The following is a 14239-nucleotide window of genomic DNA, read 5'->3' as shown; positions in this document are numbered from 1 at the left end:
GCGCACCGTCACCCTCGGGAACGTCACGTTCCCGGTGAGCCAGAAGGCGGGGCCCTGAGCACGGCCAGCGCGAGCCGTGCCAAGTCTCAAGAGGCTGCGCGCCCGCCAATCTCCGGGAAGCGCTCGTAGGCCCGTTTGAGCGCGTCCAGGTGAGCGGGGTTGTCCAGGTCGAGCGGTGCATCGGTGAGCTGCACGACCCACCCGCCCGTCGCGGTACGCAGTGAGCGTGACAGCAGCTCCGCGTCGCGGGCCGGGTCCGGAAAGCCGATGGCTTCTGCGGCAGCGGGCGACCAGTAGTTCAGCCACCCGAGGAACCAGGGAATCTTGGGCGCGGGGAGCTTCTCTGGCAGGTTGAGCATGGGAAGCCCACGGGGTGAACACTCTGGTCCATGAGGCGAGCGGCGAAACTGCTGCGCGACTTCCGAGCCGTGACCATACGGCGCCGCGTGCCCCCAGAACGAGCGCGCCCCCTCCGCCACGCCCTCAAGCAAAGCCGCCGCTGCCGCGATCACGGGCTCGTCCAGTGGCAGTTCTGCATGCACTTCAGACAGGGACTGACCGCCTGGGCTGAGGAGTCCAGGTCTTCCCCTCCCGTTAACCGTCACGGGGTAACTCTCGTCCCCGTTGCACAGAAGAGGGAATCTCCCGTCCTGCGTCCTTTCCGCGAGCCACGCATCGCGCTGCGGCAATGCGATGGGGCGCCCGCCGTCTAAGAGCCGCCACTCCAGGCGCAAGCCGGGGAGCGCCTTTTCCATTCCATGGACGCTATCGAGCGCGCGGCGGTCGTTGCCCACAAACGCAGGCGCGTAGACGATGAGGGTGAGGGCTTTACGCTTGGTCATCGTTTGCACCCCGTGACGACGACGTTAAGCGAGGAATCCGCTTCGAGCAGCGCGTCTTTGTGCGCTTGGGTGCTCACCCCAACGACGAAGTCGTATCCACATGCCGCCGCAGCAATTCGCTCCCTTAGCATTTGCTCCAATTCCTTCTCAATCTCCCGCCTCCGGATAAAGTCAGGGTACGTGTCAAATTGATGGGTCTTGATTTCCCACAGCACACGCACGCCGACTTGCAGCGCATCGAAGCTCACACCGCCCACGAGCACATCCATTCCGGGATAACGGTTAGGCGGAAACTGATCGGCTCACTTGTTATGCGCGTCATCCTTGCCCGCGTGCGGTTCCGGGATGGGTTCGCACCTGTAGCGATCTCGCTCCGTGACTTCGGTTGGCCCCACAGGAGGGAAATCCGGCCCTTTTGGCTCCGGCTTGGGCCTTTTTTTCGGCGCGGGCTTCGGCGGTGCGGGCGCTGTTTCAGGTACGGGCCGCGTTTCAGGCGCGGGCCTTACTACCTGGGGACGGCCCCTCTTCTCCGCGTAGGTATCCAACGCCTCTTTGATGGCGAAGCCCACCACCACCACGCCCGCGACGATCACCGCTCCCACGACGATCTCCGGTGCCGCCAGCACGCAGACCCCGACCCCCAGGGCAGCGGCACCAGCGGAGGCAACCGCGCATCGTCCTGTGGGGTCGTGAAACTCGATCCGGTCATGGTCGAGGGCATGAAAGCACCGCTCCGCCAGCTCGGGCCAGGGCTCAGAAGCCTCCTGGACGGCGCACCGCCCCCCATCCGTCCAGGGTAGCGTCGCTGCTCGCTGGAGATTGGCGAGCCTGGGGTCCCGGGCCGCTGGCTGTTTGGGGCTTGGCGGTGTCGTCGTACAGGCTGAGAGAAAGAGCAGAAGTGCGATGCACGCTCGGAGATGCATGGCCGGGTCCCCCCTTGGAGCTAGGACCTAGTGGAGTGTCCACGAAATTCATGGACATAGTCGCGTCGCACATGCCCCCTTCCTCGGGGAGGGGGACATCCTCAGGCCCTCGGACTATGTCCAACGACTTCGTGGACAGTCCACTAGTCCTACTGTGTCATAAAACCCGCCTTCCCTCGGGAGAACGGCGTGCTGACGGAGCCGTCGTCAGAGGGCATTCTCGACGGGAAGCCAAACGTTTATGACACAGTAGGACTAGTCGGCCCGCTTGCGGCTCGCTCGCTGGGGCGTCGGCTTGCTCTTGCCCTTGAGATTGAGCGCCACTGCAGCGCGGATGAGCTCCTTCAAGGCCTCCTCATCGACCTTGTCGCCTTCGTGGATGTCGATGGCGCGCCTGACATTCCCGTCGAGGCTGGAGTTGAATAGACCTGAAGGGTCCTTCAACGCAGCTCCCTTGGAAAATGTCATCTTGACGACCTTCTTGTACGTCTCTCCCGTGCAGACGAGGCCGCCGTGGGACCAGACGGGAGTCCCCATCCACTTCCACTCTTCGACGATCTCAGGGTCTGCCTCGTGTATGAGTTCACGTACTTTCGCGAGCGTCTTCCCGCGCCAGTCCCCAAGTTCCTTGATCTTCTCGTCGATTAATGCAGAGGCGGACTCCACCGGGACGGGCCTTTTCATGTACAGCTCCAACTCTCGCACTTGATTAATGAGCTGCGCTCAGCGTATTTCAAAACGCCTGCGCAGGTACGTTACGTCAAATCCCGCCTCACCGGCAACGCGGCGGCGCGCAATGCCTGACAACGCCGCCGCCTCCTCGCACTCCTATGACTTCAACAGCCGGTGGTGCGCGGTCAGGCGCTCACCGGCGTGGCCTGCAGGCGGCGCCAGAAGAAGTACGAGAGCCCCCAGAGCACGCCGGTGCCCACCGCCCAGCCCCACGCCTCCGGGCCATCACCCACCGAGAGGTGGGCGATGAGCGCCGAGGCGAGGGTGATGGCGAAGCCGGCGTAGGCCCACTCCTTGAGCCGCGCCGGCACCGGCGCAAGCATCAGCACCACGCCGAGGAACTTGGCCCACGAGAGTTCCTCCCGGAAGTAGGCGGGGAAGCCGAGGTGGGTGAACGCTTCCGCCACCTGCGGCAGGCGCAGTTGCGCGTAGGCGGTGAAGCTCATCTGCAGGCAGAGGAGCGCGGTGACGATCCAATAGACGAGGGTATTGGCTTTGGGGGTGCTCTTGGCGGCGATGAGGGCTGGCTTCTGCAGGGTCGTTTCCATGGGGTTCTTCCTTCCACGCTTCAAGGCTTCGGGGCGTTGGGCTGTCAACCGGGGGTCTCAACGCTGAACTGCTTTGCGTACTCGGCGGTCAATCGCTGCCAGCCGCCGAACTTCATGGCCTCGGCGCCGACGATGCGTCCAATCGGCTCACCCACGAGGAGCCGCTCGAGGACGTCGAAGCAGATGTGCCAGCCCGCGGCGCCCCACGAGATGAAGCGGCGATCGATGTTGTGCCAGAGCGTGAGGCGCGTGCCGCTGCCGAGCGGTTCGAGCTCCCACCGGAGGTCGTTGCCACCCCAGCCGTACTCGAGCAGCCTCGGCGCCTCGGCCCGCTTCACGGTGGTCTCGGAGACCTGCGGCGCCGGCGTCCCGACCGTCGAGAGCTTCACCGGCCCCACGGCGGCCAGGTTCCGATCGGCGTCGAACGGCGCCCATTCGGACAGGTGCGCGGGATCGGTCAGCGCCTGCCACACCATCGCCGGCGGATGACGGAGCTCTCGGACGAGAATGAGCGTCCACTTCTCGCCGTCCTTCTGGACCGCGGCTCCGGCCGCGGAGCCGGGCACATACTTCTCACGGTTGCTCATCGGTTCTTTCCTTTCCTGGGTGCCTGCTCCATCCGATCGAGATGGCGTTCGAGCGCATCAACGTGGGCCGTCCAGAAGAGCCGGAAAGGAGCGAGCCAGGCATCGACCTCCATGAGCGGCTCGGGCCGGAGCCGATAGACGCGCCGCTGGGCTTCGACGCGCGACTCCACGAAGCCGGCCTCGCGCAGCACGCGGAGGTGCTTGGACACCGAAGTTTGAGGCATCCGCAGCCGGCGCTCGATCTCGCCGACGGATCGCTCCGACGACGCCAGCAGGCTGAGGATGGCCCGGCGGTTCGGCTCCGCGATGATGGCGAACGATGATTCCACGTCGCGTATATGCTCACATGTTCATATGCCTGTCGAGTCACATTATGGATCCGCGGCGCCCGTGCGGAGCTTCGAGAGGGAGGCGAGCTCCGACGCTCGAGGAGGAGCCGCCGCGCGCCGGCTGCTCGAGCGCGGGCGGGCCGCTCTGGGTGATGGGGCTGCTGGGACTCAGCGGCAGGGGGTTGGGGCGCCAGGGGTAGCGGTGCTCCCGGCTCGAAAGCGCTTCGCCACCAGCGCCGCGACGGCTCCTGGTTCCTCGGCGAATGGCAAATGCCCGACTCCCTCGAGGACCTGCACCGCGTCCTTGCCGAACAGGGTCCGCATCAGGTCCGCGGCCCTGGGAGGGGTGATGGGGTCCTGCGCCCCCCACACCACGCAGGTGGGAATGCCCGTCCTCGCCAGCCGGCGGTAGACCTCCTCGCCCTGGTGCAGCGGGAAGGTGCGCACCGTCGCCAGCACGCCTTCATGGAAGCCCGGGGACGAGAGCGAGAAGAGCAGCTGGTCCCGGATGAATGCCTGCACGTGCGTCCGCGACGAATAACGCGGAACGCGCGCGAGGAGGGTGCGCTGGGCCGAGGAGCGGAACAGCAGCCGCCCAATCAGAGGCAGGCTCAGCACCCGCTCGGTGAGAGTGAAGCGCGTGGCTGCCCCGTCCGGTGCAATCAGACACACGTGCGACACACGCGAGGGGTTCCTCGCCGCGAATTCCGCGACGACCAGCGCCCCTGACGCCACCCCGAGCATGTGGACGGGCCCCACAAGACCGAGCCCCGAGAGCAGTTGCTCGAGTTGCTCGAGATGCGCCTGGAAATCCGCCCCCAGGCCGTCCAGCAGCGTGTAGCCCCGCCCGGGAAGGTCATAGCGGAGAATCTGGAAACCCACCGCGACGAGGGGCCCCACCAGGGGCTCCCAGATGCCCATGGGCAGTGTGGCGCCCGAGACCAGCACCACCACCGGCCTCGCGTCGGCGCCCACCCGCTGGTAATGCGTGGTGCCCCTGCCGTGCTGGAAGAAAGAGTGTTTCGGGGGAATTGGCGCCGTCGCATCCATGGGCATGGTCCTTCTCGGCGGAGCCTTCCGCCTGCCGTGATGATGCCGCCTCGCGCGGGCGCGTGGAAAGGTGACGTCCGCTGCGGCATGGATCCTGAGCACCACCACCACCTCGCGCACCGTGGGCAGCCTCGCCAGGGCCGCCGCCACCTCGCTTGCCTTTTCGACCGCCTCGGGCTAGATAACCCGAGTAACCAGAATAACCAGAGAAGTGCCAACCGTTTGATTCATCGTGCCTGGGTCGCCCTGGACTTGAGCTTCGGGGTGCCAACTGTCTCACTCTCAGTGGCGGAGAGGGCTTTCGGCCAGGAATGCAAACCGAACAGTGTCGCCATCGACAGACGACACCCAAGGAGCTTCATTTGAAAGTTTATTTCGGCGTTGCGCTCGTGTCTGCGTTGGCTGTGGGTTGTGGAGGAGTGGAGCCTTCCCCAGGGGCGCCGGAGGTTCTGGGGATGAACCCACAAGCAATCTCCTCCAGTTTCAATGGGTGTACCTTCACGACTTCGGTTCCGGGGAGAGTGGCGCCTTCCATATACCCAGAATGGAACGAGGATGTCCGGGCCACCGGAAGCATCCAATGCGACACTGCGGGCTCCTACAACGTTCTCCACAACCTTCAGGTGTGGAACGCGCAATGGCAGAGCTGGGACGGCTACCATTTCTGGGATCCCACCATTTACAGCCTGGCTGCCGGTAGCGCGATGAACTTCGAGAACCGCAATTGGTTGGAGCCCTTCTGCTACCGAGCGTCCATGGCCATCCAGAAGTTTGATGCGAACCACACGCTCATCTGGACGTCTCCGACGATCTACTCGGGGGCGGTCGACCTGGGTCAGGCCTGCCCAGCGGGCACGTGCGTTCCGACGACTTGCGCGGAACTGGGCAAGAACTGCGGCAGCGTTTCTGACGGCTGCGGCGGGACCTCGAGCTGCGGCACTTGCGCGACAGGGACTACCTGCGGCGGAGGTGGCACCGCCAACGTCTGTGGCACCGCACCGGCCTTGACGCTGACCGCCACCGGCAGAGCGGGTGAGAAGGTGACCTCTACACCCGCGGGCCTGAGCGTGAATGTGGGCACGACCGGCACGGCTGGTTTCAGCGCTGGAACCTCGGTGAAGCTCACCGCCTCCAACGGACGGAGCGCCATCTGGTCCGGAGCCTGTAGCAGCGCGGGTGCGAAGACCGCGAGCTGCACCTTCACCCTCAATGCGGCCAGCTCAGTGACGGCGAACATTCAGTAGTCGTTCAGCTGAAGCCAGAAATCGCGGGCAGGCTCCTTCATGGGGCCTGCCCGTCTCGCTCAAACGGAATCGCTCACCGGCTCAGGCGGAGACCCGAGCCGGCTGGGCGGTACGCAGCACGGAGTGAGCGGGCCGGGGGGGCCATTCACCAACGACTGACGTCCGGGGGCCCGGTCAGCGGGACTGCGAGACAGGGAGCTCGAGCGTGGCCGTGGCGCCCTTGCCGGGACCTTCGCTCTCCAGCAGCAGGCGTCCCCCCATCGCCTGTGCCGCCAGCGCGCTCGAGTGCAGGCCAAACCCATGCCCCTCCTTGCGTGTGGTGAAGCCGAGCGCGAAGAGCTGCTTGCGCAGCTCCCGCGTGAAGCCCTTGCCACTGTCCACCACCTGAATCCGGGCCACATTCCCCTGGGTCGTGAGCCGCACGCACAGGTGACGTTGCCCCTCGGGGAGCTCGGCCATGGCGTCCTTGGCGTTGCTGAGGAGGTTGATGAGGATCTGCAGCACCTTGTGCTTGTCCACCTGCATCCTGGGGACGGAGGTGAACTCTCGCACCACGGAAACGCCGTGGCGCTTCAGCGTGGCCAGCTGGAAGCGCAGGCTGTCGTCGATGAGCTGGGCGAGGTCCCACTCACCGAGGATGAGTGACGTCTTGGCGTAGTCCTGCTGCACCCGGATGATGGCGTGGATGTGCTCGAGGTGCAGGCCCATCTCATTCAGGTTCGTCCGGAGTTGGGTCCGCTCGTGGCCGAGCTCCTCGGTGAGGGCCAGGAGGTAGTCCGGCAGGAGGCGGCCACGCGGGTCGCGCGTCAGGAACCCCACCAGATCCTCCTGGTGCTCCTTGAGCAGGGCGGAGAGCTGAGCCGCCCGCTCGAAGCGCGAGGCCGCGGCCGCCGAGCGCATCTGCTCCAGGTTGATGACGGCGCTGGTGAGGACGTTGCCCACGTTGTGCAGCACATCCGAGGCGACCTCGGCCATGCCCGCCGCACGCGCCGTGTCCACCAGCTGGGCCTGCGCCTGCTTGAGCTCGCGCGTGCGCTCCTCCACCCGCCGCTCCAGCCCGTCGTTGGCGCTGCGCAGAGCGGCCTCGGTGCGCTGGAGCTCGGCGTACAGCCGTGCGTTCTCGATGGAGATGGCGGCCTGCGAGGCGAGCTGCCCCAGCAGCGTGATGCGCTCCGGTGTGAACGCCCCGGAGGCGAACCTGTTCTCCAGGTACATCACTCCCGACAGAGACTCCTGGCGCATCAGCGGCAAGCAGAGCACGGACCTGGCTCCGCTTTGCTCGAGGTAGGGTTCGCCCGAGAACGGGTGGGGCGCCGCCGCGTCGCCGATGAGCACATGCTCGTGCGTGCGCCGGACGTAGGAGAGGATCGTCCAGGGCAGAGCGGCCTCCGCCGCCTCGTGCGGCGGGGCCTGCGTGCCGCCCGAGGCGCTCTCCGTGTCGGCCACGACCAGGAGCTTGTCCCCGCGCGGGAGCAGCAGGGCTCCACGCTGGGCCCCCGCATTCTCGGTGGCCACCCGCATGAGCGTGGACACCAGCCGCTCGAGGACGATCTCGCTGGAGACGGCCTGCTGAGCCTTGACCACGGCGAGCGCGTCGATCTCCCGGGACTCCGAGGAGGAGGTCGTGGTGGTGGCGCTGGAGGGTGCCGCCGAGCTCACCAGGGACGGCCACAGAGCGTCCAGCTGCTTGACCTTGCCGTGGGCTCCCCACTGCGCGTACGCCTCCCGGGCCTGGCGCGCGTAGGCCTCCGCGATGAAGGGGGCCCGCCGCTTGCGGTAGAAGTTCGCCGCCAGCTCGCACACGAGGGCCACGTGCTGGATGAAGCCGTTCTCACGGGCCGCGCGAAGGGCCTCCTCGTACGCGGGGAGCGCCTGCTCCAGGCGGCCCCGGATGCGGGCCAGCTCCGCGAAGACGAGCCGCTCGAGCGCGCGGAAGGTCTCGGGGCAGTTGACTGCCCACTGCTCGAGCTGTTGCCAGTGCACCTCGGCGGCCTCGAGGTACCGCTGCCGCTCCTCCTCCGCCGCTCCCTCGCAGCACGCGGCCAGCGTCAGGGCTCGGAAGAGGTGGAAGTCCAGGAGCGGGATGATGCCAATGAAGGACCAGATGAACGCCGCCGCCTTGTCCCCCGCCGCACGCGCCTCCGCGTAGGAGCCGCACATGAAGCGCGCCTGCATCTTGGAGAGCCAGTACTGGCACACCATGCTGCTCATGGTGGCCGGCGACAGCCCTGCCTCGAGGGCCCTCTCGTCGAAGCCCTCCCCATCCAGCATGCCGAACGTGGGCGAGTGGCCCCGCAGCGTCTGCAGGTAGCGCAGGACGATGAGGGTGGTATCCACCACCCCCACGAAGCCTGTCTTTCGCATGAAGTCCATCCGGGCGACCGCGTCCTGGTAGACGTCGTCCAGGGGGTGCCCCATGGCCTGCCGGTTCCAGACGACGTGGCCGACGATGTAGCAGGCGTACAGGTAGTTGTTGGTCTGGAGCGCGTGCTGGAAGGCGCTCAGCGCGTGCTCGTGCGCGGCGGCCAAGGGCCGGCACCAGTAGCTGATCATCTCCAGGTTGAAGAGCGCCCGGACCCGCTCGGGGCCCAGGTTGTACCGATCGACGAGCGCGCAGGCGAGCATGCCGTAGGCGTAGCCCTCCTGATAGCTCTTGAAGAACTGGCCGAGCAGCACTCCGAGCGAGCTGTACGCGATCACCGACTCGTTGGTGTTGCCGTAGCGGAGGCTCAGGGAGACCAGCCGGCAGACATGGAGGATGAGCAGGTTGTTGTCGGTGAGGTAGGCGGACGGGAAGAGGCGGGCCAGGACGCTCATCACCGGCTTCATGTCCGCGTCCGTCATCAGTGGCAGCTCGACGAGGCTCTCGATGGGACGGGCTCCCAGCAGGGCCTGGACCTCCTCACGGGCGGCCAGGGCCTCCTCCCAGGAGGGATGGGGGTGCATCGGCATGCCCAGCAGGGCCAGGCACTCCAGGAGGCAGGTGACGGAGGCCTCGATCTCGCCGGCGATGAGGTGCACCTCATGCCTCAGGCCGTAGACGGCGGCGATGTCCACCCGCCTCCGTGCCCGGGAGCGCAGCCCCTCCAGGAGGCGGCGGGTCTGGGCGAAGTTGCCGCTCACGAGCTCGCTGCCCGCCTGATCCAGCTGCACCTTGAAGGCCAGCTCGGGGTCCGTCTCCCAGGGCTCCCCCGGGATGAGGGCGAAGGCCGTCGAGAGATAGGCGGCGGCCGAGTCGTGCGCGCTCGAGGCCTGGGCCTTCCAGCCCGCCTCGGCGTTCAGGCGCGCGAGGCGGTGGCGCTCCTCGTGGCCGTTGATCAGCTCCACCCCGGTGTTGAGCTGGCTGACGATCTCGAAGAGCTTCTCGCGCACCTCCTCGGCGGACAGGCGCTCCAGCAGCAGCCGCCCGATGCGCAGGTGGATCGCCTTGCGCTCTCCTTCGGGGATGAGGGCATGCGCCGCCTGCTGGATGCGGTCATGCAGGAACCGGTACTGCTCCGAGGCGCTGCGCACCACCAGGCCCTCCTGGAGGGCCGGCTCGAGGCCCCGCTCCACCTCGCCCGCCTCCTGGCCGGCGATGAGGGCCAGCATCTCGAGCGGGAAGCTGTTGCCCACGCACGCCGCCAGGGGGAGCAGGTGCTGGGTGCTCCCGGGAAGCTGGTGCAGGTTGCGAGCCATGAAGTCGACGATGTTGTCGGAGTACCCCCTGGAACGGACGCCCTCGGCATCCCACCGCCATCCCCCTCCGGGCGTGCGGCCGAGGAGGCCATCGTGGTGCAACGTCAGCATCAACTGGAGGAGGAAGAACGGGTTGCCGCCCGTCTTCTCGTGCACCTGCTCCGAGAGGGGCACGATGAGCTCCGCCCCCGCGCCTGGGAGCGCATCGCCCACGAGCTGCTGGAGCTGCTCCAGGCTCAGCGGCTCGAGTTGGAGGTCTGTCACCGGGACGTTCGCCTTGCGCACCTCCCCGAGCGTCATCATCAGCGGGTGGGAGGGGCTGACCTCGTTGACCCGGTAGGCTCCAATCCACAGCACCGGTGGCGCGTCCTCCTCGGTGAGCAGGGATTGGAGGAGCCGGAGGCTGGCCAGGTCCGCCCATTGCAGATCGTCCAGGAACATGACGAGCGGGTGCTCGGCGGTGGCGAAGACGCCGAGGAACTGGAGGAAGACCTGCTTGAAGCGGTGCTGCGCCTCGGCGGGCGGAAGCTCCGGCACCGCTGGCTGCGGGCCCAGGAGGAGCGCGAGCTGCGGAACCAGGTCCACGATGACCTGGCCGTTGCCCTGGAGGGCGTCCCGCAGGCACTCACGCCACCGGGCCACCTCCTCATCGGTGCCCACCAGCAGGTGCTGCACCAACCCCCGGATGGCCTGGGCCAGGGTGGTGTAGGGCACATCCCGCTGGAGCTGATCGAACTTGCCGCTCAGGAAGAACCCTCGCCGCTGCACCACGGGCTTGTGCAGCTCGTGGACCACCGACGACTTGCCGATGCCGGAGTAGCCGCGGACCAGGATGAGCTCGGGTCTGCCTCCGCGCACGATTCGCTCGAAGCCCTGGAGCAGGGTGGAGACGTGGGCGTCGCGCCCGTAGAGCCGCTGGGGGAGCTGGAAGCGGCTGGGGATGTCCCGCTTGCCCAGCACGAAGAGCTCGAGGGCGCCCCGGCGCAGGCCCTCGACGCACTCCGCGAGGTCGTGCCTCAACCCCTCGGCGCTCTGGTAGCGCTCCTCGGCGACCTTGGCCAGGCACCTCATCACAATCGCGGACAGCACGGGCGGGACGCTGGCGACGAGCTCGTGCGGCGGCCTCGGCTGCTGGGCCATGTGCGCATGGAACCACTCGAGCGCGTCACTCCCCTGGAACGGCCGGACTCCCGTGAGGAGCTCGTAGAACGTCACGCCCAGCGAGTAGAAGTCGGTGCGGTAGTCCAGCGCGCGGTTCATGCGCCCGGTCTGCTCCGGGGACATGTAGGCCAGCGTTCCCTCGAGCAGGTGGGTTGGAGCCGCGTCCACATGCTCGGTCCGCTGGAGGGTGGCGGCGCCAAAGTCGATGATGCGCGGCTCTCCCGAGGGAGTGACGATGATGTTGGAGGGCTTGAGATCCTTGTGGATGACGCCCCGGAGGTGAATCTCCGCCAGGGTCGAGGCCAGGGCGACGGCCAGCTCGAGGAAGCGGGCGAGCTCGAAGGGTCTGCCCACCGCCTCGGAGAGGGCCACCCCCTGCACCTCCTCCAGGACCAGGACGGGGCGGTCGTTGATCCGCTCGCAGCCCTGGGGCCGGGTGACGCCGCGCACGCCCAGGAGCCGCTGCAGGATGCCGTGCTCCCGGCGGTACCGCTCATTCTCGCGCGGGCCCGCGAAGGGGCCCACCGGCGTCTTGATGATGACCGGTGCGCCATCCGCCTCGCGCACCGCCAGAAACAGCATGTTCGCGTCAGTGGCGCGGACCGGACGGCGGAGCACGTACCCTGGAAGATTCAACATGGCGGGAGTCCACCGCCAGGGCCGCGCTCATGCAAGTCCCCCGAGCCCCCCTTTCAGAAGAGCACGCGCTCGACTCCAGCAGCCTGGAGGAGGTAGTCCCTGGACGCCTCGATGGCGGCGCGGAGGCGGGTCCAGTTCACATCGACCAGGGCTCCTCGCCACTTGCGGATCCTTCCCGCGACGATGACCGTGTCCACGTTGCTGCGGTCCATCAACGTGACGACGGCCCCCGGCACGTTGTTGAGCGGGGCCACGTTGAGGGCATCCGAGCGCAGCAGGAGGATGTCCGCCTCCTTTCCCGGAGTCAGCGAGCCGATCTTGTGGGAGAGCCCGGCCACCCGGGCGCCCTCGGCCGTGGCGAAGCGAATCACATCGCGGCACGTGAGGAGCTCGGGCAGGTTCGTCTCGCCGTTCAGCGCGCGCTCGTTGATGAGCGCCCGCTGGAGCGTGAAGACGGTCCGCATCTGGGTGAAGAAGTCCGCGGTCATCGTGCACTCGACATCCGTGCTGAGCGCGGGCTGGATTCCATGAGCGAGCGCGGACAGGAGCGGCGGCATGCCGTGCCGCATGGCCATCTCGATCGGGGCGGCCATCGAGATGCTCGCACCCGAGCGGGCGATCGCCTGCCAGGAGCCCTCCGAGATCTTGCTGGCGTGGATGAACACGAGGTCGGGCCCGAGCAGGCCCTCGCTCTCGAGCTGCTCCACGAGCGTGTCCTGGCCGATGCTGCCGACGAGGTGCGTCACGATGGGCAGGCCATTCTGGCGCCCGATCGCCCAGTAGCTCCGGAACGCGGGGTCGAACACCTCCCCGCCCATCGCCAGGGTCAGGAGCTGATCGGTCGAGGAGAAGTACCGGCTCCGGAGCCGCTGGAGATCATTCGGGAAGATGTTTCCGGAGCCCGCGCCCGGTGAGTACACGAAGACCGCGCGGCGGCCCGCCTCCAGAAGCCCCCCGAGGACGGCATCGGTGTGCGCCGGAGTATGGCCCACCTGCGACGTGTCGACGACCGTGGTCACCCCCGCGTCCAGCTGGCTGAGCGAAGAGACGAGCTCGGCGATGTAGACGTCCTCCGGCCTGTAGACCGGCGTGATCTTGAAGTGGATGTAGTCGAGGTAGTTCTTCTCGCCGTGCGGCAGCCCATCGTTGAACAGCAGGCCGTCTGACAGGAAGCTCCGCAGCGCGGTCTGGTACTGGTGGTGGTGGGTGTCGACGAAGCCTGGCATGACGATCATGCCCGCGGCGTCGATGATCGCCGCACCGGGAGCCTGCAGGTTGGCCCCCACCGCGACGATCCGCTTGCCCTCGATGAGCACGTCGCCCTGGGCGAAGTTTCCCACCTGGGGATCCATGCTGAGGACCGCGCCGCCCTTCAGCAGGTAACGCCGGTGCGAAGCACCGGTCTCCCTGGGCATGTCACGGTTCCTGGCCTCGCTCTCCTGAGACAGGTCTCCCTGCGCGGGCGCTGCCAGCGCCGGTATGGGAAGCGAAGAGACGACCGCGGCACCGAGCGCGGAAGCCCCCTTCCCGAGAAAATCGCGACGGGAGGAGCCCTCCTTCGCTGGCGCACCGTCATGGTTCGAGTCGTTTCCGCAGAGCATCCGGCACATGTCACGTTCCCCCTCTGGACTCCCCAGAGCCTGTTGTCGTGCCACCTCAGTCTCGAGGCCGCAACGCTGACTTCCATGGAAGTCGAGAATAGCGTGTGACAATGCCTGACGTCGAGCCCCATCCTCGGCGCGAGCTGAGGGGTCGATTCCCGCTGCCTCCACCACGGGCAGCTCGAGCGTGAAGGTGGCGCTTCCTCTTCCAACTCACTTCAGCAGTGGAGCCAGCGCGGGCCAGACGTGGTCGCGCAGCTTGGGTTGGGCGGCGGCCACGGGGTGGATGTTGTCGGCCTGGTAGGCGCCGCGGTCCAGTGCGATGGGCTCCAGCAGGAACGGGAGCAAGGCCACATGGTGCGCCTCGGCCACCGCGCGGTAGTTGGCCGCGAAGCCCTCCGTATAGGCCTTCCCCAGGTTGGGCGGCATGCGCATGCCCACCAGCAGCACCCGGGCCCCGGCGGCCTTGGCCGCGCTCACCATCTTCTCCAGGTTGGCCCGCGTCTGCTTGAGCGGCAGGCCCCTCAGGCCGTCATTCCCCCCCAGGGCGATGACCACCACCTGAGGCTTGTTGCGCGCGAGCTCTCCTTCCATCCGCGCGGCCCCTCCCGCGGTGGTTTCACCACTGACGCTGGCATTCACCATCCGCCATCCAGGCGTCTGCTGGGCCATGCGCTCGGCCGTCAGCGCCACCCAGCCCTGCTCCGGCGCCAACCCATAGGCGGCCGACAGCGAGTCCCCCATCACCAGCACCGTGCGCACGGGCTCGGCCGCCGAGGCCGGCCCCGAGAGGGCCCACAGCGACACGGCCAGTGTCAGCACCAGGTGGCCGGGCACACCGCGGGTCCGGGCACGCTTCCTCATGTATTCTTGGCTCATCCGCTGCAACGCCTCCGGGCCGCCGT

General features: G+C 67.4%; 10 protein-coding genes and 1 pseudogene. 1 reads left to right on the top strand and 10 read right to left on the bottom strand.

Going from position 1 to position 14239, the window contains the following annotated elements; translation table 11 throughout:
• Positions 1 to 86 precede the first annotated feature (86 nt).
• The 7 genes and pseudogenes from ACJ8AN_RS34545 to ACJ8AN_RS34515 all read right to left on the bottom strand — a co-directional run bounded on the left by ACJ8AN_RS34545 (position 87) and on the right by ACJ8AN_RS34515 (position 5011).
• A complete protein-coding gene (locus ACJ8AN_RS34545) occupies positions 87 to 842 on the bottom strand; it encodes a DUF5953 family protein (RefSeq protein WP_407759821.1) in 756 nt (251 codons plus the stop codon).
• A pseudogene (locus tag ACJ8AN_RS34540) lies at positions 839 to 1765 on the bottom strand (DUF6310 domain-containing protein). The gene ACJ8AN_RS34545 and the pseudogene ACJ8AN_RS34540 overlap by 4 nt, the downstream one beginning before the upstream one ends.
• A gap of 255 nt (positions 1766 to 2020) precedes the next feature.
• Entirely contained in the window at positions 2021 to 2449 is a 429-nt protein-coding gene (locus ACJ8AN_RS34535; RefSeq protein ID WP_407759820.1) for a DUF1801 domain-containing protein, read from the bottom strand.
• Positions 2450 to 2622: 173 nt separating this feature from the next.
• Positions 2623 to 3045: a DoxX family protein gene (locus ACJ8AN_RS34530; protein WP_407759819.1), complete on the bottom strand. Its 423-nt coding sequence runs from the start codon at positions 3043 to 3045 to the stop codon at positions 2623 to 2625.
• A gap of 44 nt (positions 3046 to 3089) precedes the next feature.
• Positions 3090 to 3632 carry an SRPBCC family protein gene (locus ACJ8AN_RS34525; protein ID WP_407759818.1) on the bottom strand — a complete coding sequence of 181 codons (543 nt, stop codon included), beginning with the start codon at positions 3630 to 3632 and terminating at the stop codon, positions 3090 to 3092.
• Positions 3629 to 3961 (bottom strand): ArsR/SmtB family transcription factor, encoded by a 333-nt coding sequence (locus ACJ8AN_RS34520; RefSeq protein WP_407759817.1) that lies wholly within the window; start codon positions 3959 to 3961, stop codon positions 3629 to 3631. Before ACJ8AN_RS34520 ends, ACJ8AN_RS34525 begins: the two co-directional genes overlap by 4 nt.
• Before the next feature lie 168 nt (positions 3962 to 4129).
• A complete protein-coding gene (locus ACJ8AN_RS34515; protein WP_407759816.1) occupies positions 4130 to 5011 on the bottom strand; it encodes an alpha/beta fold hydrolase in 882 nt (293 codons plus the stop codon).
• Positions 5012 to 5322: 311 nt separating this feature from the next.
• Here ACJ8AN_RS34515 and ACJ8AN_RS34510 point away from each other — a divergent pair, with 311 nt between their 5' ends.
• Entirely contained in the window at positions 5323 to 6255 is a 933-nt protein-coding gene (locus ACJ8AN_RS34510; protein ID WP_407759815.1) for a hypothetical protein, read from the top strand.
• Positions 6256 to 6429: 174 nt separating this feature from the next.
• On the opposite strand, the gene ACJ8AN_RS34505 is transcribed toward ACJ8AN_RS34510, so the two are convergent.
• The 3 genes from ACJ8AN_RS34505 to ACJ8AN_RS34495 form a co-directional block, all read right to left on the bottom strand.
• The gene (locus ACJ8AN_RS34505) at positions 6430 to 11733 is read right to left on the bottom strand and encodes an AAA family ATPase (RefSeq protein WP_407759814.1); all 5304 of its coding nucleotides are present in this window, start codon (positions 11731 to 11733) and stop codon (positions 6430 to 6432) included.
• A 53-nt stretch (positions 11734 to 11786) separates the two neighbouring features.
• Complete coding sequence (locus tag ACJ8AN_RS34500) at positions 11787 to 13148, bottom strand: amidohydrolase family protein (protein WP_407759813.1); 1362 nt, start codon at positions 13146 to 13148, stop codon at positions 11787 to 11789.
• Positions 13149 to 13547: 399 nt separating this feature from the next.
• On the bottom strand, positions 13548 to 14198 hold the full coding sequence (locus tag ACJ8AN_RS34495) for an arylesterase (RefSeq protein ID WP_407759812.1): 651 nt from the start codon (positions 14196 to 14198) through the stop codon (positions 13548 to 13550).
• Positions 14199 to 14239: the final 41 nt, after the last annotated feature.

Origin of the sequence: Archangium sp. (genome assembly GCF_045802675.1) — a bacterium.
In the GTDB taxonomy this organism is placed as follows: Bacteria; Myxococcota; Myxococcia; order Myxococcales; family Myxococcaceae; genus Archangium.
This window is presented reverse-complemented; position numbering and strand designations above follow the sequence as displayed.

Coding starts and splice junctions, on each gene's coding strand:
- ACJ8AN_RS34545 (WP_407759821.1), bottom strand. CDS start 842: ATGACCAAGCGTAAAGCCCTCACCCTCATCGTCTACGCGCCTGCGTTT.
- ACJ8AN_RS34535 (WP_407759820.1), bottom strand. CDS start 2,449: ATGAAAAGGCCCGTCCCGGTGGAGTCCGCCTCTGCATTAATCGACGAG.
- ACJ8AN_RS34530 (WP_407759819.1), bottom strand. CDS start 3,045: ATGGAAACGACCCTGCAGAAGCCAGCCCTCATCGCCGCCAAGAGCACC.
- ACJ8AN_RS34525 (WP_407759818.1), bottom strand. CDS start 3,632: ATGAGCAACCGTGAGAAGTATGTGCCCGGCTCCGCGGCCGGAGCCGCG.
- ACJ8AN_RS34515 (WP_407759816.1), bottom strand. CDS start 5,011: ATGGATGCGACGGCGCCAATTCCCCCGAAACACTCTTTCTTCCAGCAC.
- ACJ8AN_RS34510 (WP_407759815.1), top strand. CDS start 5,323: ATGCAAACCGAACAGTGTCGCCATCGACAGACGACACCCAAGGAGCTT.
- ACJ8AN_RS34505 (WP_407759814.1), bottom strand. CDS start 11,733: ATGTTGAATCTTCCAGGGTACGTGCTCCGCCGTCCGGTCCGCGCCACT.
- ACJ8AN_RS34500 (WP_407759813.1), bottom strand. CDS start 13,148: ATGCCCAGGGAGACCGGTGCTTCGCACCGGCGTTACCTGCTGAAGGGC.
- ACJ8AN_RS34495 (WP_407759812.1), bottom strand. CDS start 14,198: ATGAGGAAGCGTGCCCGGACCCGCGGTGTGCCCGGCCACCTGGTGCTG.